Genomic DNA, 21,102 nt, shown 5'->3' with positions numbered 1-21,102 from the left:
AATGGAAAAAATCGTAGAGCAAAAGTGGGATTATACAAAACATGCAAAATTTTATGAATACCGACCAAATTATGCACCAAATGTGATTAAAATGTTATGTGATTATGCAAAAACACTAGCAGGGGGAGGGCGCTTAAAGGTTGCTGATATTGGTGCTGGAACCGGAAATTTGAGTATCATGCTTTTGGAAAATTCTTGCAGTGTTGTGAGTGTCGAGCCAAATGATGCGATGAGAGAAATTGGTATAGAAAGAACAAAAGGGCAAGATATTCAATGGGTGCGTGCAACAGGGATAGAGACAACTTTGCAATCTCAAACTTTTGATTGGGTGAGTTTTGGTAGTAGTTTTAATGTGATGGATAGAAGTTTGGCACTCAAAGAAACACATCGTATTTTAAAAGATGGGGGCGTGTTTTCTTGTATGTGGAATCACAGGGATTTGCAAGACCCTATTCAAGAAATTGCAGAAAATATTATTATGTCGCTTGTTCCAAATTATACTCGTGGGGTGCGACGCGAAGAACAGCGTGGTGTTATTGAAGAACATAAAGATTTATTCGATGAGATTTTATATATTGAACAAGATTTTTATTTTCATCAAAGTATAGAAAATTATATTTTGGCATGGAAAAGTGTAAAAAATCCGTATTGGGATTTGGAAACACAAGAGGGTGCAGAGTTGTTTGAAAAGATTACTTATCAAATGAGACATCAATTACCTAGCGCGTTTGATATTAAATATACAACAAGATCTTGGAGCGCAAAAAAAGTAAAAAAATGAAAAAATTGAATTTTAAAACTAAGGCAAGGAATTTAGAGAATCTCCTAGGGATTATTGAAAATGCAAAAATTTTGCCTTTAAAAATCATACAAGCTGATTTAAAAAATCAAGCAGAGATTGTTAAAGAAATTCAAAAAGAGTTTTTTGGTAAAAAACTTATTATTCGTAGCTCTTCGCATGCAGAAGATTCTAAGGAAAATTCAAATGCGGGAGCTTTTTTGAGTCTTGGAAATATCGATAGTAGCAATATTTTAGAATTGCAAAACGCATTACAAGAGGTGGCAAAAACTTTACAAGAATGTGATGAGATTTTAATCCAGCCAATGTTGGAAAATATCACAAAATGTGGAGTGGCTTTTAGTGTTGATAAGGATAATTTTGCCCCATATTTTTCTATCCAGTATGATGAGAGCGGATCTAATAGTGCTATTACAGATGGTAGTAGTGCGCAATTTATGAGCTATACACATTTTAGAGACGCACCCTTACCTCAAGATTTATATTTAAAACAAATCATTTTATTGATTCTAGAATTAGAAAATCTTTTTTCACATAAGGCATTGGATATTGAGTTTGCTTATGCAAAAAATGGAAATAAGGAAGAGTTGTATTTATTGCAAGTAAGACCACTTGTTATGATAAATAAAAAGGATTTTTCAAATCATATTTCTTTGGATATTCTTACAAGATTGCAAAGGCGTTTCAAAAAATTGCAATTTTGCCATAGTGATGTGCTAGGATCAAAAACGCTATTTGGTGTAATGCCAGATTGGAATCCAGCTGAAATTATTGGCCTTAGACCAAAGCGTTTGGCTCTTAGTCTTTATAAAGAAATTATTACAGATAATATTTGGGCATATCAAAGGGATAATTATGGGTATCGAAAATTGCGTTCTCATCCTTTGATGCATTCTTTTTGTGGGATTCCTTATATTGATGTGCGATTATCTTTTAATTCTTTTATTCCTCAATCTATTCAGGAAAAAACTGCTACAAAGCTTGTAGAGTTTTATATAGATTCTTTAATTAACCAGCCTTATTTACACGATAAAATTGAGTTTGATATTGTGTTTTCTTGTTATGATTTTAGTTTGGACATGCGTTTAGAAAAATTACTTAAGCATGGATTTTCACAGCAAGAAATTACAGAAATTAAGCATTCTTTGCTTGAAGTGACAAATAATATTATCCATCCAAAAGATGGGTTGTATCATAAAGATTTGCAAAAAGTTACTTTATTAGAAGGAATTTATCAAAATATTATGCAGGCTAATATTTCTTTGATTGATAAGATTTATTGGCTAATAGAAAATTGTAAGCGTTATGGCACTTTACCTTTTGCAGGTGTGGCTAGAGCGGGATTTGTAGCAATGCAATTTTTAAATTCTTTGGTAGAAAATGGATTTTTGCAAGCAGAAGAACGCCTTTGTTTTTTAAATACACTCAATACAAAAGCAAAACAACTTAGCCAAGATGTATCAAATCTCACAAAACACAATAAAGAAGAATTTCTTAAAAAATATGGGCATCTTAGAGCAGGGACTTATAATATTCTCTCGCCGCGTTATGATGAAGATTTTGATTCTTATTTTGATTTTCAAACAGGGCAGAAAACTCAACAAAACGAGAGTTTTTTTCTAGATAGTCAAAGAATGCAAGAATTAGAAAAGATGTTGCAAAAACAAGGATTAAAAATCAATGCTCAAGAATTTTTTATATTTTTAAAAACTGCAATTGAAGGCAGGGAGCTAGCAAAATTTGAATTTAGCAAGCTTCTTTCTAGGGCTATTAGCTTGATTGCAGAATTAGGCGATTATTATCACATTAGTAAAGAAGAAATGGCACATAGTAATATTAAAACAATTCTAGATTTATATGCATCACTTTATGCAGAGGAACCACGAAAGCGATTATTAGAAGAGATTATGCAAAATCAAAAAGAATATCTTTGCACACAGGCTATTAAACTTCCTCCTCTTCTTTGCAAAGAAGAGGATATTATGGGCTTTACCTCTTCTAGAATCTTGCCAAATTTTATTACTCAAAAAGTGGTGTGTGCTCATGTAGCATCAGAAAAAGACGATCAACTTATGGGAAAGATTGTCTTAATTTATGCGGCAGATCCAGGATATGACTATTTATTTTCTAAGCAAATTGCAGGATTTATTACTTGTTATGGAGGTGCAAACTCTCATATGGCTATTCGCGCTTCAGAGCTTGGAATTCCTGCTGTTATTGGTGTAGGAGAGGAGATTTTTGCAAAATGTTCACAGGCAAAAAATTTGCGTATTGATTGCGAAAGTGAGCAGATTTTTTATCTATGAAAAAGTTTATTGGAATTACGCAACGCTTAATAGAGCATATACAATATTCAGAAATTAGAGAAGCATTAGCACTAGATTGGGGGACATTTTTTTGTGAAAAAATTTCAGAAGATTTTTTGCCTCTAGCACTTAGTAGTAAAATAGATTTCAAAGATTATATCCCTTATCTTAGCGGGGTAATTTTAAGTGGTGGTAATGATTTAAACTCTCTAAATCCTAATAAACTTTCATTATTTCGTGATGCTTATGAAAAAAATATTTTAAAACTTTGTTTACAAAATCATATTCCTGTGCTTGGTGTGTGTAGGGGGGCGCAGATGATTGCAGAATTTTTTTGTGCAAAAATTACTCCTATTATGCAGCACACAACGCCCCATCTTATTTCTTTTCAATCGCAAAATTATAAAGTAAATTCCTACCATAATTATGGAATTTCTGGGCTTTGTGAGGATTTTGAAGTATTAGGGATTGCGATAGATGGGAGTATTGAGGCATTTAAACATAAAAATAAACCTATTTATGGAATTATGTGGCATTTGGAGCGTGAAGAGAATTTAAGCATTCCTTCGCAAAAAATGTGGAAAATGTTTATAGAAAATTTTAAGGAAAAAAAATGCGTGTTTTGATACTTGCAGCTGGAATGGGAAAGCGTTTGATGCCACTTACTAGAGATGTGCCAAAATGTATGGTAATGTATAAAAATAAAGCTTTAATTGATTATTTATTAGAAGTTTTTCAATCTTTAGAGGTGGATAAGATTGCCTTAGTGGGGGGATATAAATTTGAAGTATTGCAAGAATTCACACAAGGAAGAATTGATTGTTTTTATGAAAATAAGAATTTTGATTCTACAAATATGGTCAGCACTCTATTTTGTGCAAAAGAATTTTTAGAGCAATGCATTAGAGATTCTCAAGATGTGTTAATTAGCTATGCAGATATTATTTTTACAAAAAAAGTTTTATTTAAAATGATGGAGTATAAAGGAGATGTTGGTGTAGGTATTAATACAAAGTGGAGATTGCTTTGGGAAAAAAGATTTGCAAATCCCTTAGATGATGCTGAGACATTAAAAATTATGCAAGGAAAGATTAAAGAAATTGGAAAGAAACCAAAAAGTTATGAGGAGATTGAAGGACAATATATGGGGCTTTTTAAAATCTCGCATCAGTTTTTACCAGTTTTTATGGAATTTTATACAATGCTAGATTCGCAAAAAATCTATGATGGTAAGGATTTTGCAAATATGTATATGACAAGCTTTTTGCAACAAATTATTGATAGGTTTGATAATATAGAACCCATTTTTATTGATGGAGGGTGGCGTGAAATTGATAGTATAGAGGATTTAAATATTGATGAAGAATAAAAAAGATTTATTATTTGAAGTTTTAATGATTGCTATTGATGCAGGTAGGGCAATTTTGCCTTATTATGGAAATGAAGATTATGAGTACAAAGAGGATTTAAGTCCAATCACACAAGCAGATAAAGCTGCAAATAAAGTTATCTTAGAGGGATTGAAAAAAATTTCAAACTATCCTATTTGTTCGGAAGAAAGTGAGTTGGAGTATGAAAAAAGAAAAAATTTAGATTTTTTTTGGCTTGTAGATCCTTTAGATGGAACAAAAGATTTTTTGGCACAAAATGGGCAATTTAGTGTCAATATCGCGTTAATTTCTCATAATTCTTCCACTTTAGGCGTAGTGTATGCACCAATTTTAGATGAGGCATATATTGCTTATCAGGGTTTTGGAGCTTATAAAATTACACAATGTCGTGATAAGACACTACAAGATTTGCATAACTCTCTTATAAAAATCCCACAAGATTTCTCAAGAACTCGCGGCATAGCTTGTGATTCTGTCCATCATAGTGTTGAAAAAATGAAAAATTTTATAAAATATTATGATTTAGAATGTAAAAAATTAGGTAGTGCATTAAAATTTTGTGCTTTGGCAACTAGTGAGGCAGATTTTTATTTGCGTGTTGTGGGGACAAAGGAGTGGGATAGTGCTGCTGGGCAGATTATTTTGGAGGAATCCGGAGGACTTGTACTCTCTTATGAAGAAAAAACCCCTTTGCCTTATAATAAGGAAAATATTAAAAATAAAGACTTTATGGCCTTTGGCATTAGGGCTTTGCAAAAAGATGGTGCAATTTTTCATATTTATAGAGACTTTAAAAACAACCTTGGCTTTTTTTCTAAAAAACCAAATTAAATCATTGTGTTTATGTCGTTATTAAAATTCAAAGTTTATGAGTGAATTTACAATAAGGATTATTGATTTTCATTCATTATTTTGAAAAAGCAAAAATAAGTAAAAATTTTTATTAAAGAAAGATTGGAATATAACTTGTCAATATTTCAATAAATAGCAATACTATTTTTAGTGGTAATCAAAGAATTGAAAAATATAAATATTAAACAAAATTGCAGTTTGTGTTAAGAAAATAAAAAAACAAGAGTCAAATTAGCTTTTTAAGAAAAAAGAATAATTTCAAAGTGGATGTAAAGAAAGTAAAGAGAATGAAGCCAACTAAGGCAAAACTAAAAGTTACTTATTTTTAAAATTATTTTATCTATAAGACAAAATAATGTCTATTTTTTAAATAAAATGTTACCATAATCAATATATTTTTATAGATTTCTTTGTAGTCAAAAATCATCAAAGGATCACAATGATTTTACTAATTATTACTTGTATTTTTATAGCTATTATGCTTGGTTATATCACTAGATATAATATCGGAATTTTTGCAATGATCTTTGCTTATATTGTTGGTGCTTTTTTTATGGATTTGCCTCCCAAAAAAATTATTGCTTTTTGGCCAATATCTATATTTTTTGTTATTTTTTCTGTTTCGTTATTTTACAATTTTGCAAGTGTTAATGGAACTCTTGAAAAATTAGCAGAGTTTCTTATTTATAAATTTTCAAAATACCCCTACCTTTTTCCTTATATTATTTTTATTGTTAGTGCAATTATTGCTGCATTAGGTGCTGGATTTTATAGTGTTTTGGCATTTATGGCCCCGATTACTTTTTTGCTTTGTGAAAAAATAAATCTCAATAAAATTGCTGGAGCCATGGCGATTAACTATGGTGCATTGGGAGGTGCTAATTTTATGACCTCTCAAAGTGGAATCATTTTTCGAGGATTGATGGAAAATTCTGGTATTGCTTCAGATGAGGCCTTTATTAGTTCGAGTATTGTTTTTTCTGTTACTTTTATTTTGCCTATCATAGTTTTGTCTTTTTTTGTTATCAAAAGTTTTAAAAATAAAAATTTAAATTACATAGCAATAAAACCTGAAGGATTTACTACAAAACAAAAAACTACTTTGTTTTTAATGCTTTTAATGATTTTAATAATTTTGATTCCCCCCATACTTCATATTATTTTTCCTTATCAAGAATCCATTACATTTATTAATCAAAAAATTGATATAGCAATGATTGCTATAATTTTTGTTGCTATTGCATTATTTTTAAAATTAGGTGATGAAAAAAAGGTAATTGCCCTTATTCCTTGGAATACTTTAATAATGATTTGTGGTGTGGGAATGTTAATTAGTATAGCTGTAGAAGCTGGTACTATTACGATGCTTTCAAAATTAATATCAAGTCAAGTAAATATTTTTTTGATACCTTTGGCCATGTGTGTTATTGCCGCTTTTATGTCCTTATTTTCTAGTACATTAGGTGTTGTGGCTCCTGCACTTTTTCCTATTGTGCCAGCTATTGCTTCAAGTAGCGGATTAGATCAAACATTACTTTTTACTTGCATTATTTTAGGGGCACAATCTTCTGCTATTTCACCCTTTTCTTCAGGTGGGAGTCTTATTTTAGGATCTTGCCCAGAAAAATACAAAGAAATACTTTTTAAAGATTTATTAACAAAAGCGATTCCGATAGGTTTTGCTGCGGCAATAGCAACATCTATATTATTAAGTTTAATTTTTTAGGAGAAAACATGAAAATTGATACCCACGCTCATATTTTTTTAAAAAATCTACCAGTGATTAATAATGCTCGTTATAGTCCAGAATACGACGCAAGTTTTGAAGAATATCATTCTTTTTTAAATTCTTTTGGTTTTCAAAAAGCTGTTTTGGTGCAACCTAGTTTTTTGGGGACAAATAATGATTTTTTGCTTAATTCTATCAAGGATAACAAAAATTTTAAAGCCATTGTAGTGGTTGATAAAAATATAAGTTTTGAAGAATTGCAGAAACTTAAAGAAAATGGAGCCTGTGGAATTAGATTGAACCTTTTAGGGCAAGATTTTACTGATTTTAAGGACAAAGAATGGGAAACATTATTTCATCATATTGCCAAACTTAAAATGCAAATTGAAATTCAAAGAGATCTAGAAGATGGATTGATAGATATGTTAAAAACGCTCCTTGATTTTGATTGCAATATTGTAATTGATCATCTTGCAAGATCGAGTTACATTGATTCTATAAATTTGCAAAAATTGCTTAAACTAAAAAATTCAAAAATATTTTTTAAAATTAGTGGTTTTTATAGGGCCAAATTTCCTTACAAAAACAATCAAGAAGCTATTAAGTTTGCAAAAGAAATTTATGAAATTCTTAAGAAGAATTTTTCGCTTCATAATTTTGTTTTTGGTAGCGATTGGCCACATACAAACTTTGAAAATAAGATTGATTTTTCTTCTGCTTTTTTGGCATTTGAAGAAATTGTTGCTTCAAAAAAGGAAAGAGAGCAGATTCTAGGAGACAATGCTTGCGCTTTATTTCATTTTTAATGCATTTCTTTATTTTTTAGGATTCTAATATAAAAATAAATAGAAAATCTTTTGATCAAAAAAACTTTGGGCAAGGATATAAAAAATAGCTATTTTGGTAATTTAGTGATCACTTGCTTGAGATTTATTTGAGGTCTAATAATTGCAAATTTTTGGCTAAAATAAAAGAATATTTTTGGTTTGGCGGTAGGTATGAGATTTAATTTTCCTCTAGATTATGATTTGATTTTACGAAAAAAACGCAGTATTAAACGCAATTTATTAGAGCAGGATACGACAAGATTTATACAAAAAAAGATTGCTATTCTTGGAGGTTCTAGCACAGCAGAAATTAAAGATTTTTTAGAAATTTTTTTATTAGATTTGGGGATTTTGCCTCAATTTTATGAATCAGAATATAATAAATATTATGAAGATGCAATCTTTGGTACACAGGAATTAGAGGAGTTTAAACCCGATATTATTTATCTTCATACAAGCTTTGTAAATTTGCATTTTGCTTCTTTGGGTACGCCGATTACCAAAGAGAATAAGCAAAATTTTATCACACAAAATTGTGAGAAATTTCTTAACATATGGAAAGCATTAGAGCGGTTTAATGGCGTGATTATCCAAAATAATTTTGAATTACCACCACATCGATTATTAGGAAATTTAGATTGTTTGCAGGGTAGAGTAGGAGTTGTGCAAGAGCTAAATATTGCCTTGCAAAATCAAATTGAAAAATATCCGCGCGTTTATCTACATGATCTCAATTATTTAAGTTCCATGCTTGGATTGGAGCGTTATTATGATAAGTCGCTTTTTTATCAAGCAAAATATGCAATGAGTATGGAATCCATGATAGAAATTGCTTTTAGCTTATCTCGTCTTATTGGTTCGCTTTTTGGCAAAAGTAAAAAGGCTTTGGTGCTAGATTTGGATAATACTTGTTGGGGGGGGGTGATTGGTGATGATGGGCTTATGGGGATTAGCATTGGCGATGAAACTGCACTTGGTGAAGGATATAGCGCATTTCAGCAATATGCCCTAGATTTGAAAAATAGAGGGGTGATTCTTGCGGTGTGTTCTAAAAATGAAATAGAAAATGCAAAAGAAGGTTTTAGCCATCCACGAAGCATATTGCATGTGGAAGATTTTGCATGTTTTATGGCAAATTGGAATCCTAAAAATGAAAATATTGCCTTGATTGCTAAAACACTTAATATTGGAGAGGATAGTTTAGTTTTTGTGGATGATAATCCTAGCGAAAGAGAAATTGTAAGAAGTCAGCTATCTTCTGTAAGTGTACCTGAAGTAGGGGATAATGTGATTGATTATATCACACATCTTGATCGTAATTATTTTTTTGAGACTCCTAGCTTGTCGCAAGATGATTTAAAACGTAGTGAATATTATTTGCAAAATTCCCAACGCCTTAATGAACAAAGTAGCTTTAAATCTTATGAGGAATTTTTGCAATCTTTGTGTATGCAAGCAGAAATTTTGGAGTTTAGTCCGATTTATCTTGAAAGAATTACCCAGCTTATTAATAAGACTAATCAATTTAATTGCACAACAAAACGTTATGATTTTGGTATGGTAGAGAGTATGAGTAAGGATGAAAAATATATTTGCTTGTATGGAAAATTAGTAGATAAATATGGGGATAATGGGCTCATTGCTATTAGTATTGGGCGTATTGTTGAAGATGTCTGTCATCTTGATTTATGGCTTATGAGTTGTAGAGTTTTAAAAAGGCATATGGAATATGCAATGCTAGATTCTTTTGTAGAGATTGCTAAAAAAAGAGGTGTAAAAAAACTAGTAGGCTACTATTTTAAAAGTCCAAAAAATCAAATGGTAGCAAATCTTTATGAAGACTTTGGCTTTGATTTGGTTTTTAAAGATGAAGAGCAAAGTCTTTTTGAGTTAGAACTCAAGAATTATAAAAATAAAAACTTTATTATAGGAGTAAATCATGACAAATAATATTCAAGAAAAATTACAAGAGATTTTTAGGGACGTTTTTGATGATGAGAATCTAGAAATTACACCACAAACTAGTGCAAGTGATATTGATGAATGGGATTCTTTGATGCATATTAGCTTGGTAAGTAGTATTGAAAAAGCATTTAAGATCCGTTTTGCCTTAGGAGAATTGCAAGATCTTAAAAATATTGGGGATATGATCGCCCTTATTGAGAAAAAAGTATGATACAAAGCTTTTTAGAATTAGTTGCACAAAAAGATGTGGTGCATGGAAAATATTTAAGTGCATTAAATTTGCAAGAAGAGGATCAAAAAGAGTTTGCTAAACTTTTGGAATTTTATCAAGAAAGAATGCAGATTTCTTTACAAGAGCAGGTGGAATGCTATTTGATGTTTTTGCATAAGAATTTGGAAGAAACAAAATTTTTTTTAGAAAATCATCGTTATCGTTATAGTACTTTTGATGAAGTAAAAAATCAAGTTTATTTCAATGAAGAATATATGCAGAAATATATGGTTGGTCTTGCAATTTCTTCTTATATTTGGAGCACGCATATTGGTGCGAGAAAAGAATTTGCTAAATATCTCTCCACAATAGAATCTAATCTTAAATATCTTGAAGTAGGCGTTGGCCATGGAGAGTATTTTTTGCAAGCGATAAAAAGCGGGCGTTTTGCAAAATGTATTGGTGTGGATATTTCTCCAACGAGTTGCAAAATGAGTGAAGAAATTATTCATCACTATCAAGAAAAATGTAATGCAGATTTTTTATGTAAAGATTTTTTAATGTTTGATACACAAGAAAAATATGATGTGATTGTGATGGGTGAAGTGCTTGAACATGTAGAAAAACCCTTAGAATTTCTTAAAAAAGCTAAAGGGCTTTTATCTGGCGGGGGGGGGGGTGGCATTTTTGTGACTATTCCTATTAATGCGCCAGATGTGGATCATATTTATTTATTTTCCAACCCTCAAGAAGTTTATGCGATGGTAGAGGAAGCGGGATTAAAGATTGCTCAAGAAGCATGTTTTGTAGCAAATAACTATTCTTTAGAAAAAGCATTAAAAAGAAAATATCCAATTTTGCTTACCGCATTATTATGTAAAAAATAAGGAGAATTTTTGAAAGAATATAAATTTAGTGACCTTGTTTTAGGTATGAAAGAAAGTTTTGAAGTAAAAATTACACAAGAGCACATGGATTTATTTTGTACACTTAGTGGAGATGAAAATCCTTTGCATCTTGATGAAGACTATGCCAAAAAAGAAGGTTTTGATACCAAGGTAGTTTATGGTCTTTTGCTCTCAAGTTTGTATTCAAGATTAGCAGGAATGCACTTGCCAGGGAAGTATTGCTTGCTACATAGTGTAGATAGTGTTTTTTTAAAGCCTGCTTATGTAGGTGATAAGCTTTTAGTAGAGGGGGTGATTAGCTATATTAATGAGGCATATAAGCAAGTTGAAATTAAAGCAAGTATTGCAAAAACCCTAGCGGGGGGGGGGGGTGCTTAAAAATTTCAAGAGCAAAAATTAGCTTAGGTGTATTAAAGTAGGGGTGAGTGATGAAAGATAGAATCTTAATTATTGGAGCAAGTTCGGATCTTGGGCGTGAGCTTATAGAAAAAATTAAAAATGAAAATACAGAGATTATTGCACATTTTTACCGTAAGCCTATAGAAAAGGAAAATGGTATTTTGCCCTTATGCTGCGATCTTTCTGATATTGTAGAGGTAGAAAAATTTATCGGGCAGGTTTTGGATATAGGATTGCCTAATAAGATGGTTTTTCTTGCTGCAGAGCGTGTTAAAAATATTCGATTTAAAGATTTAAACTGGAATGATTTTTCTTTGCATCTTCATATAGGATTGCGTGCATATTTCTTGATTTTACAGGCAATTTTGCCAAAACTTAGCAAAGATAAAGAAAAGAGTAAAAAAGTTGTCTTCATGCTTTCAAGTTGTGTTTTAAATATGCCACCTCTTGCAATGAGTGCTTATGTAAGTGCAAAATATGCTCTTTTGGGTTTGATGAAATCTCTTGTTAGCGAGTATAGAAATGCTAATATCCAAATTAATGCAATTTCTCCATCAATGATAGAAACAAGTTTTTTAGAGCATATTGATCCAAAAATTGTTGAATTAAATGCCTATAATCATCCGCTAAAACGCAATGCTATACCACAAGATATTGTGCCATGGATAGAGATGCTGCTTTCAGAAAAGAGTGATTATTTAAACGGAGTAAATCTGCCTATTACAGGAGGAGAAAATTTTTAATGCTTTTTAGTTCTATAGAGTTTATGTTTATTTATTTACCCATTGTGTTTTTTGGGTATTTTTGGCTAAATTCCAGAAATAAATCTAGAGAATCTGTTGCTTTTTTGGCATTTTCTAGTATATTTTTTTATGGATATTTTAATGTGTATTATGTGCCTTTGCTTTTAGGGTCTATCGCATTTAACTATACGATTTCAAAATTTTTATGTAAATACAAAACTAAGCTTTTACTTTTTGTTGCATTGTGTTTTAATATTGGACTACTTTGTTATTTTAAATATATTGATTTTTTTATTGAAAATGTCAACTTTGTTTTAGGAAGCAATATTCCATTATTGCATATTGCCCTACCTCTTGGAATCTCTTTTTTTACGATTACACAAATTGCATATTTGGTGGATTGCTATGAAGGGCTTGTAGAAGAAAGAAATCTAACAAACTATGCTTTATTTGTCACTTTTTTCCCACATCTTATTGCGGGGCCTATTTTGCACCATAAGCAAATGATGCCTCAATTTGCTGACAATACAAATAAAAAAATTAATTATGAAAATATTGCAAAAGGAATTTTTATTTTTTCTGTCGGTTTGTTTAAAAAAACTGTGATTGCAGATACTTTTGCAAAATGGGCAAATGCCGGATTTAGTATTGTAGATAGTGGTGGAATGTTAAACTTTTTTGAATCCTGGGTTACATTACTTTCTTATGCATTTCAGCTTTATTTTGATTTTAGTGGATATTGTGATATGGCCATAGGTCTTGGGTTGTTGTTTAATATTATGTTACCTGTAAATTTTAATTCTCCTTTTAAGGCTACAAATATTATTGATTTTTGGAAGCGTTGGCATATTTCTTTAACAAATTTTATTACTACTTATATTTATACCCCAATTATTCGTTGTTTTGATCGCCCTACTTTTAATAAAATTTTATTGGCGACATTTATTGCATTTATTATTGCTGGGGTGTGGCATGGATCAGGATGGAATTTTTTTATTTTTGGTTGTATTCATGGTGGAGCTTTAGTAATCAATCACTTTTGGCAAAAAAAGATCAAAATCAAAATGCCTAAACCTCTGGGATGGTTTTTGATGTTTTTTGTTGTGTTAATGGCATGGGTATTTTTTAGAGCACAAAGTTTTGCAGGTGCAATTAGTTTATTAAAATCACTTTTTGGAATTACTTGGTTACCTCTTCCAGATAGTGCACATATTGCTATTTTGCTATTTAATATTAAGGCGACAGATTTTACATTAGGTATGCTTGTTTTGGGCTTTGTTCTTTGTTTGTGCACAAAAAATAGTATTGAAAAAATGAGACAACTTAAAATAGGATACAAACAGATATTTTGGACAGCAATTTTGTTGGCCATGGGGATTTGTGGTGCTATTGGCGTGGAATATCAAGAATTTATCTATTTTAATTTTTAGGTTTTTTGATGCAAGATTATAAAAAATTTAGTATTTTGGTGCTTGGTTGTACTTTTTTGTTATTAGGGTTATTTCTTATTGCATTTTATCTCTATGATCCGATACAAATTTTTCACAAACCTTTTTTTAGGGAGCCAACTTTTTCTAGAGAAACACGCCTGCAAGATAAGGGGATTATTGATCATTATGATTTTGATTCTTATATCATTGGAGATTCTTTGACGCAAAACACTCCTGCAGGTTATGTGCAATATCGCCTCGGAGATAAATGGGTGAATATCACGCCTGTAGGTGCTAGTTTTTATGAAAAATTTGTAATTTTAGATTATCTTTTTAGAAAAAGACATGATGTAAAAAATATAATTTATGGCTTAAATGTAAGCATGGTGGATAAAAGTGTGGAGCAGATACATTTTGGATTCTTATATGATAAGAACCCCTTGAATGATATCCGTGCATATATTAATAGAAAATATATCAATTGTTTATTGTCTTTTTCAAAAAAGCCAAAATGTGTGGGGCAAGCAGATTTGGAGAATCTAACACATTGGATGGATGATCCGCATACTTTATATAATCTTGGGAATTATGGAGGATGGTTTCAAGGAGAAGGAATAAAAAAAGAGATTGATCGTTTAAAAGTAGCACAGAAAAAAATCTATCACTTTGTAAGCACAAAAAATATTGATGATGTAAAAGAATATATACAAAAGTATGTTTTTTCATTGGTAGCACAAAATCCAAAAGTTCATTTTTATTTTCTTATTCCTGTGTATCCCACTTATTTTTATAAAGTAAGCAATGAAGAATATATCGCGAGGTATTTTAAATCGCTTAGGTGGTTTGTACAAGAATCTACTAAATATCCAAATGTAAAAATTTATGGTTTTGGAAATGATAACTATACAGATGATATAAAAAATTATAAAGATCATGTGCATCATAGTATGGATATGAATGTAAAACAAATTGATGCAATAGCAGAGGGTAGCCATATTGTGAATAATGAAAATATTGATATTTATTTGAAAAATTTACAAGATAAGGTGCAAAAATATGATGTGAAACCCTTAATTGATATTTTAGAAAAAAGATTGTAGGTTGTGATGAGTTATAAAAAATTTAGTATTTTAGTATTTGTTTTTGCAGCAATTTTAATTGGATTATTTTTTGTTGCGTTTTATCTCTATGATCCTATGCAAATTTTTCACAAACCTTTTTTTAGGGAGCCAACTTTTTCTAGAGAAATGCGTTTGCAAAATAAGGGAATTATCGATCATTATGATTTTGATTCTTATATTGTTGGAGATTCTTTAACAATAAATATTCCTGCAGGTTATGTAGGCTATCGCTTGGGTGGTAAATGGGCAAATATTTCTATGACAAGTTCTAGTGTTTATGAAAAATATGTTCTAATTAAATATCTTCACCAAAAGAAAAAAGTCAAAAGCATTATTTATGGATTTAATCTTAGCAATCTTGAATTGGGTGATAAAACCTTTAGGGGTTTTGGATTCTTGTATGATAAAAATCCTTTGAATGATATCCGCGCATATATTAATAAAAAATATATTGATTGTCTTTTGCTTTTGTCAAAAAAGCCAAAATGTATTGGAGAGGGGAGAGATATAGAGACTTTTAATTTTTGGTTTAGCGATCCAAGATTTATTATTAATTTTGAGGATAATACAAGTTGGTTTCATAGTATTGAAGAGCTTGATAATGAAATAAAAAGGTTAGAGTATCTAAGGACAAAGCCGCGTGACTTGATGCAAAAAAGCAAGGAAGATATTAGTGTATCTATTGGTATTGCAAAAGAATATATTTTTGATATTGCAGCACAGTTTCCAGATACAAAATTTTATATTTTGCTACCGACTTTTTCAACTTATTATTATAGGAGTGAGAAGCTAGACTTGCTTTTGAAATATTTAGAATTAGTGCGTGCTGTAGTAGGGATGGGGATAGAGTATCCTAATGTTGAGTTTTATACTCTTGATGATAAAAATGATATGAAGAATCTAAGAAATTATCAAGACAAAATCCATACAAACATGGATATGAATGTAAAACAAATTGATTGGATTGCAGAGAAAAAAGGTAGAATTACACCACAAAATATAGAAGCTTATATTCAATCTATACAAGATGAGGTAGAAAAATATGATCTTATGCCATTGATTTTAGATTTAAAACACGCAAAACAAAAGCGCATGGAAAGTAAAAAGTAGATTTAATATTGCAATCCCTCCTTTGAGGGATTAGGCTTTTAGAATCTGTAGAGATAATTGATTTGAGGTGCTAGATATAAAAGCCCATTAAAAAAGCTTTTATCGCCAAGAAATTTAATACCCATTAAAATAGAATGCTTTTTGGCAATTACTCCTTCAAAACCAAGATTAAAACCAGTGTTATATGAGATTGTATCAATTCCTGTGGTTGTTGTGGTTGTTGTGGTTGTGCCTACTGTTGTAGTTACTTTGCTGCCACCTGTATTTGTATAAAGCATTCCCATAAAAATACCTGCATACAAACCTACGGAATATTTTTCTGTATTAACAAATCGATAGAGATAATCTAAATTAAGATCAAAATCTACAAGATGTGAAGTTAAACTAACCTTGGTAGTAGTTGATGTAAGCGATGCTCTTGCTGTTTGTCCTACAGGTGCAATGCCATATCCAAGGTCAAGATATGTTCTAAAACCATGTTTTTCATTGACTTGAAATTCATAACCACCTTTTATATTAAAATGAATAAATTGATCGCGAGTTGTTACGCCTGCGTTAGTTCCAAAGATTGCTGGTGCACCGATACCACCACCTACAAAAAAGTTTCCTTGCGCAAGACATAAAGCTCCAAAAAATGGAAGTGCCATTATTTTTTTCATTTTCTCTCCTGGTTTTAAAAAATATCGAGATTATACTAAATTTTCATAAAAATTATATTTTAATGAAATCATTTTATTAATAAAAAATAATTATAATTTATGCAATCAGCTTGCATGTAGGGCTTCTAAAAATTAGAATATTTTTTATATCAATATTATTCTCTTAAAAACTACGGGGGAGGGTAGTAATTTATAAAGTAATGTTTTAATAGAATGTTTTTTTGTTAAACACAAATTTTAGTATGAAAAATAAATTATGGTATTTGATAATGATTTATTTTTGCAAAATATACTTATTCCTGTTATGATTATTTCCTAGTAGTTATAGCAGGGGTAATTCCCCTCACCTATTTGCCAAAAGTTTTTTTGTTTTTAAAAGTTTTATTATGTTTTATTTGGCAAATAGGTGTTTTTCTTTTAGTGTTTACTTCGATTGTACAAAATTTTCAAATTATTTTTTCGTAATATAAAAATAGATTCAGATTATTATTTTAATACAATCTCTATAAAAGAGATCGTATTAATAAATTAAGAAATCACTTCTTGACATCTTGCACAGAGAGTGTCTTTTGTTTGTGCTAAATATCTCCAACATCGGGGGCATTTATGTTTTGTCGCAAGACTCAATTGGAAGTTTTTACCCTCGATCTCAAAACTAGCAATATTATCTTTTGGAGGTGTAGTGATAATTTCACTTACAATGAGCCATTGATCTAGGAGTTTGAAATCTGTATTTGGTGCATAAATTGCTATCTCAAGGCTAGATTTTATTGTTTTTTCTTTTTTGAGATTATCAATAATTTCGCTAAATTTTTCTCGCACTGCAAGCAAGAAATGAAAATCTTCTTTTAATTCCAAGGTGTTTAGTATATCTAAGTTATAAGGTTCTAGCATAAAGACATTTTTTGCACCATTTTTTAGTACTTCTGGAGCAAATTCAATAACTTCATCGATGGTATAGGTAAGAAATGGTGCTAAGGTATGTGCAATATTTCTTGCAATAATTGCCATGGTGGTTTTTGAAGCCAAAAGCTGCACGGAATTTTTAGAATCACAATATAGACTATCCTTGCATAAGTCCATATAAATCCCACTTAGCTCGTTTGTAATATAGTGCATTAAGATTTGTAAGCCTTTTACAAAATTATATTTTTGAAAATAGGAATGCACTTGCTTAAGTGTGCTTTGTGTAACTTTTAAAATCCAAAGATCAATAGGGCTTAGCGTATTTAGGTCTGCTAATTTTTCTAAATCATTGATATTAGCAAGTAAAAATCGCATAGTGTTACGAATTTTTTTGTATTGTTCACCTACTTGGGAAATAATGTTGTTAGAGATTCTAAGATCACTTTGATAGTCATTCATTCCCACCCATAGACGCAAAATTTCACCACCTTGATTTTTGAGTATGCTTTCAGGGGCAATGACGTTGCCTTTACTTTTACTCATTTTCTCACCTTTTTCATCTACAGTAAAACCATGAGTTAGGATACTTTTAAAAGGTGCCTTTCCTTGCAAAATACAGCTAAGTAAAAGTGAGCTTTGAAACCATCCGCGATGCTGATCACTTCCCTCTAGATACATATCTGCGGGATAACTTCCCGCTTCATATATAGGGGAATTGTTTTGGGTTTTTAATACTGCATTCCAAGTGCTACCACTCTCAAACCACACATCAAGAATATGCATACATTTTTCTAGATTTGGTGCAAGATGCTTATGAGATTGTGGTAATAAATCGCTAATTGTCTCACTCCACCAAATATCACAACCTTCTTTTGCAAAACGCTCTTTTAGGAATTTTAATACTTCCTCATCAAGCAAAGTAGCACCAGTTACTTTGTCTTTGAAGAATGCAATAGGTACCCCCCAATCTCTTTGACGAGAAATGCACCAATCAGGGCGATTTTCTACCATTGTTTTGATACGATTGCGACCACTTTCAGGATAAAAAGTTGTTTCATTAATCGCATCAAGTGCTACTTCTCGTAAGGTTTTTCCTTGATGAAATGGCTTATCCATTACAATAAACCATTGTGTAGTAGCACGATAAATTACAGGTTGATGCGATCGCCAACAATGTGGATAAGAGTGTGTAATTACCACATGTTTAAGCAAAGAATCTCCAAGTAGTTCTAAAATTTCTTGTTGTGCTTTGAAGATATGTTTTCCTAAGAAATGCTCAGGCAAAAGTTTTTTGTGGATAATTTCTTCGCTATAACAGCCTTTGTCATCAACAGGCATTAATACTTCTAAATCATATTTTAATGCAATATAGTAGTCTTCTTCTCCGTGTCCAGGGGCTGTATGTACCGCACCTGTACCATCTTCCATACTTACATGATCACCCAAAATAATATGAGATTTTCTTTGATTTAGTGGGTTTATAGCATGAAGATTTTCAAGATTTTTGCTAGGAATTTCTTTTTCTATTTCTGTATCCACAATGCCTTGTTGTGCAAGTTTTTCATGCAATGCTTTTGCAACAATAAAACCTTTTTTTGTAAGGACATAGTTTTGATTTGGACTTAGTGCAATAGCCACATTTGCAGGAAGAGTCCAAGGTGTTGTTGTCCAAATTACAAGAGAGCCATGCAAAAGATTAAGACTTTTTAGTGCAGCATCACTAAGCTTAAATGCTACATATACAGAATCTGATTGCTTGTCTTTATATTCAACTTCTGCATCAGCTAGAGCAGTTTGGCATGCCCAACTCCAATAAATAGGCTTGTTTCTTTCAAGCAAAAGTCCTTTTTTTGCAACTTCACAAAGTGTTGCAAAAATATTGCTTTCAAATTGAAAATCCATTGTTTTATAAGGATTTTTAAAATCTCCAACTACACCGAGTTGTTCAAACTCATTGCTTTGAATTGCAACAAATTTTTTGGCATGCTCTCTACAGAGCTCACGAATAGCATTGATACTTAGAGAATCTTTTTTTTCTTTCCCGAGATCTTTTTCTACTTGTTGTTCAATAGGCAATCCGTGGCAATCCCACCCTGGTGTATAGAGAATTTTTTTGCCTTGAAAATAGTGATATTTTGTAATAATGTCTTTTAGGATTTTGTTTAGTGCATGACCGATGTGGAGGTGACCATTTGCATAAGGTGGGCCATCATGGATAAAAAAGCTTTGTTTTGCATCTTTGCGGAGAGTTTGCATTTGCTCATAGACTTCTTGTTCTTTCCATTTTTGATAGCGTTTGGGCTCTAAATTTGGGAGGTTTCCCCGCATGGCAAAATTTGTTTGCGGCAGGGAAAGAGTATCTTTGTAATCCATAAAACATCCTTAGGTTAAAATGTTTTAATTCTAACAAAATTTTATAGAAAGTGTTATTTTATCGTGATGAAATCTCTAAAATTTATAAAATCTTTGATTCCTAGATTTTGGGATAAGAGAATGGTAAGCAAGATTCTTGCCTTTTTGGGTTGTAGCCATTTACTCATAACCACGCCTTCTTTTTGCAAGTCTATTTCGCTACCTAGATAGCCATAAGTGGAAATTGCACTAGGTCCTGCATATGTTCTAGCACACATAATCACAGGCTTTGTTTTTGCAATTTTTATAATAGTGTCGCGTGTTTGTAGATTTGTGTGTCCCGCGCCATATCCTGCAATGACAATTCCATCATATTTTTCTCCCGCCCATTCTAAAATCTCTTTTTCATCATCAAGGCTGTGTTCATAGCAAAAGACTTTTTTATGTAGTGTTTGGAGATTGGGGAATTTGGGAAGAGGGCTAAGGGGTCTAAAAAATTCTACTTTATTTTCAAATATTATTCCTAATTCTTGATGCATGGAATCAAAAGTTTCTAAGGCAAGACTATGTTTTTTTTGCATCCATAGGGGGTGGTGAATGGTATTATTCATCACAACCATGACACCAGCATTTAAAGAAGAGGGGTAATTTACAATCAGTGTTATAGCGTTATAAATATTATTTAGTCCATCATAACCTAGTTCATCACTACTACGCATAGCACCCGTGAGAATAAGGGGGATAGGTTCATTCCACAATAAGCTTAAAAAAAATGCACTTTCTTCTAGCGTGTCAGTTCCTTGTGTGATGATAATTCCTTGCGAATCTTTTGCTGCATTTTTTGCCCAATTGTATGCTTCTAAGAGATTTTGAAAAGTAATATGTCCACTTGCAATACTAAAGAGATTGTGAGTGGAGATTTGTGCAATTTTTTTTATTTCAGGAATCGCACTAATAAAATCTTTTGCTCCAATTTGTGGAGTAATACCTCCATTATTAGAAACTTGCATAGAGATTGTTCCGCCAATAGATGCAAGAGCTATTTTTTTCATATTACTTCCTTGATTATTAAAAATGCTATAGGGTTTAGTGTGGTGATTTTTGGCATGGATTGCATGTTATTAATAGTTGTGTAATTTGGGATTTTTTTATTTCTAGGAGTATTTAATACTTCATCACAGATAATGTTTAGCATTTTTGTTTTTTCTCGCATAAGTAAAAATAGCAACTCTGTTATCTTTCCTATTAAATTTATCATTAAGCATATAACATTCTTATTGAATATTATATTTCTTGCAAGTTGGTTTTTTAGTTTTTTACTAATGCATGCATTACAAAGAATGATAATTAAAAAAGATATAAAAATATTTAAATTTTTTTGCATAGCTTTCCTG

At 31.2% G+C, this 21,102-nt stretch carries 19 protein-coding genes; 15 read left to right on the top strand and 4 right to left on the bottom strand.

Annotated elements, in window-relative coordinates; translation table 11 throughout:
* The first annotated feature begins 1 nt into the window (after position 1).
* The 15 genes from LW133_RS05195 to LW133_RS05125 all read left to right on the top strand — a co-directional run bounded on the left by LW133_RS05195 (position 2) and on the right by LW133_RS05125 (position 15,791).
* Entirely contained in the window at positions 2–781 is a 780-nt protein-coding gene (locus LW133_RS05195; protein ID WP_233077363.1) for a class I SAM-dependent methyltransferase, read from the top strand.
* On the top strand, positions 778–3,105 hold the full coding sequence (locus LW133_RS05190) for a PEP-utilizing enzyme (protein WP_233077361.1): 2,328 nt from the start codon (positions 778–780) through the stop codon (positions 3,103–3,105). The genes LW133_RS05195 and LW133_RS05190 overlap by 4 nt, the downstream gene beginning before the upstream one ends.
* Positions 3,102–3,731 carry a gamma-glutamyl-CDP-amidate hydrolase gene (locus tag LW133_RS05185; protein ID WP_233077359.1) on the top strand — a complete coding sequence of 210 codons (630 nt, stop codon included), beginning with the start codon at positions 3,102–3,104 and terminating at the stop codon, positions 3,729–3,731. Before LW133_RS05190 ends, LW133_RS05185 begins: the two co-directional genes overlap by 4 nt.
* A complete protein-coding gene (locus tag LW133_RS05180) occupies positions 3,719–4,474 on the top strand; it encodes a phosphocholine cytidylyltransferase family protein (protein WP_233077357.1) in 756 nt (251 codons plus the stop codon). Before LW133_RS05185 ends, LW133_RS05180 begins: the two co-directional genes overlap by 13 nt.
* On the top strand, positions 4,464–5,327 hold the full coding sequence (locus LW133_RS05175; protein ID WP_233077355.1) for a 3'(2'),5'-bisphosphate nucleotidase CysQ family protein: 864 nt from the start codon (positions 4,464–4,466) through the stop codon (positions 5,325–5,327). Before LW133_RS05180 ends, LW133_RS05175 begins: the two co-directional genes overlap by 11 nt.
* A 460-nt stretch (positions 5,328–5,787) precedes the next feature.
* Entirely contained in the window at positions 5,788–7,074 is a 1,287-nt protein-coding gene (locus LW133_RS05170; protein ID WP_233077354.1) for an SLC13 family permease, read from the top strand.
* Between the two features lie 8 nt (positions 7,075–7,082).
* Positions 7,083–7,883, top strand: coding sequence for an amidohydrolase family protein (locus LW133_RS05165; RefSeq protein WP_233077352.1), 801 nt, complete (start codon positions 7,083–7,085; stop codon positions 7,881–7,883).
* A gap of 192 nt (positions 7,884–8,075) precedes the next feature.
* Complete coding sequence (locus LW133_RS05160; RefSeq protein WP_233077350.1) at positions 8,076–9,854, top strand: HAD-IIIC family phosphatase; 1,779 nt, start codon at positions 8,076–8,078, stop codon at positions 9,852–9,854.
* Positions 9,844–10,080, top strand: a complete 237-nt coding sequence (locus LW133_RS05155) for an acyl carrier protein (protein WP_233037782.1) — start codon at positions 9,844–9,846, stop codon at positions 10,078–10,080. The genes LW133_RS05160 and LW133_RS05155 overlap by 11 nt, the downstream gene beginning before the upstream one ends.
* Positions 10,077–10,967, top strand: a complete 891-nt coding sequence (locus LW133_RS05150) for a class I SAM-dependent methyltransferase (RefSeq protein WP_233077348.1) — start codon at positions 10,077–10,079, stop codon at positions 10,965–10,967. Before LW133_RS05155 ends, LW133_RS05150 begins: the two co-directional genes overlap by 4 nt.
* A 9-nt stretch (positions 10,968–10,976) precedes the next feature.
* Positions 10,977–11,366: a MaoC/PaaZ C-terminal domain-containing protein gene (locus LW133_RS05145; RefSeq protein WP_233077340.1), complete on the top strand. Its 390-nt coding sequence runs from the start codon at positions 10,977–10,979 to the stop codon at positions 11,364–11,366.
* A gap of 50 nt (positions 11,367–11,416) precedes the next feature.
* Entirely contained in the window at positions 11,417–12,130 is a 714-nt protein-coding gene (locus LW133_RS05140; protein ID WP_233077331.1) for an SDR family oxidoreductase, read from the top strand.
* A complete protein-coding gene (locus LW133_RS05135) occupies positions 12,130–13,560 on the top strand; it encodes an MBOAT family O-acyltransferase (protein WP_233077329.1) in 1,431 nt (476 codons plus the stop codon). The genes LW133_RS05140 and LW133_RS05135 overlap by 1 nt, the downstream gene beginning before the upstream one ends.
* 8 nt (positions 13,561–13,568) lie before the next feature.
* Complete coding sequence (locus LW133_RS05130) at positions 13,569–14,660, top strand: hypothetical protein (protein WP_233077319.1); 1,092 nt, start codon at positions 13,569–13,571, stop codon at positions 14,658–14,660.
* A 6-nt stretch (positions 14,661–14,666) separates the two neighbouring features.
* Positions 14,667–15,791: a hypothetical protein gene (locus LW133_RS05125; RefSeq protein WP_233077310.1), complete on the top strand. Its 1,125-nt coding sequence runs from the start codon at positions 14,667–14,669 to the stop codon at positions 15,789–15,791.
* Positions 15,792–15,829: 38 nt separating this feature from the next.
* On the opposite strand, the gene LW133_RS05120 is transcribed toward LW133_RS05125, so the two are convergent.
* From LW133_RS05120 to LW133_RS05105, 4 genes are all read right to left on the bottom strand, one after another.
* Complete coding sequence (locus tag LW133_RS05120; RefSeq protein WP_233077308.1) at positions 15,830–16,450, bottom strand: outer membrane beta-barrel protein; 621 nt, start codon at positions 16,448–16,450, stop codon at positions 15,830–15,832.
* 528 nt (positions 16,451–16,978) lie between these two features.
* The gene (gene ileS, locus LW133_RS05115; RefSeq protein ID WP_233077306.1) at positions 16,979–19,729 is read right to left on the bottom strand and encodes an isoleucine--tRNA ligase; all 2,751 of its coding nucleotides are present in this window, start codon (positions 19,727–19,729) and stop codon (positions 16,979–16,981) included.
* A 53-nt stretch (positions 19,730–19,782) separates the two neighbouring features.
* Positions 19,783–20,760, bottom strand: coding sequence for an asparaginase (locus LW133_RS05110; protein WP_233077304.1), 978 nt, complete (start codon positions 20,758–20,760; stop codon positions 19,783–19,785).
* The gene (locus LW133_RS05105) at positions 20,757–20,921 is read right to left on the bottom strand and encodes a hypothetical protein (protein ID WP_233077302.1); all 165 of its coding nucleotides are present in this window, start codon (positions 20,919–20,921) and stop codon (positions 20,757–20,759) included. Before LW133_RS05105 ends, LW133_RS05110 begins: the two co-directional genes overlap by 4 nt.
* Positions 20,922–21,102: the final 181 nt, after the last annotated feature.

The organism is Helicobacter anatolicus, from assembly GCF_021300615.1.
GTDB lineage: Bacteria > Campylobacterota > Campylobacteria > Campylobacterales > Helicobacteraceae > Helicobacter_H > Helicobacter_H anatolicus.
The sequence above is the reverse complement of the archived record's forward strand: the minus strand, read 5'-3'. Positions and strand labels throughout refer to the sequence as shown.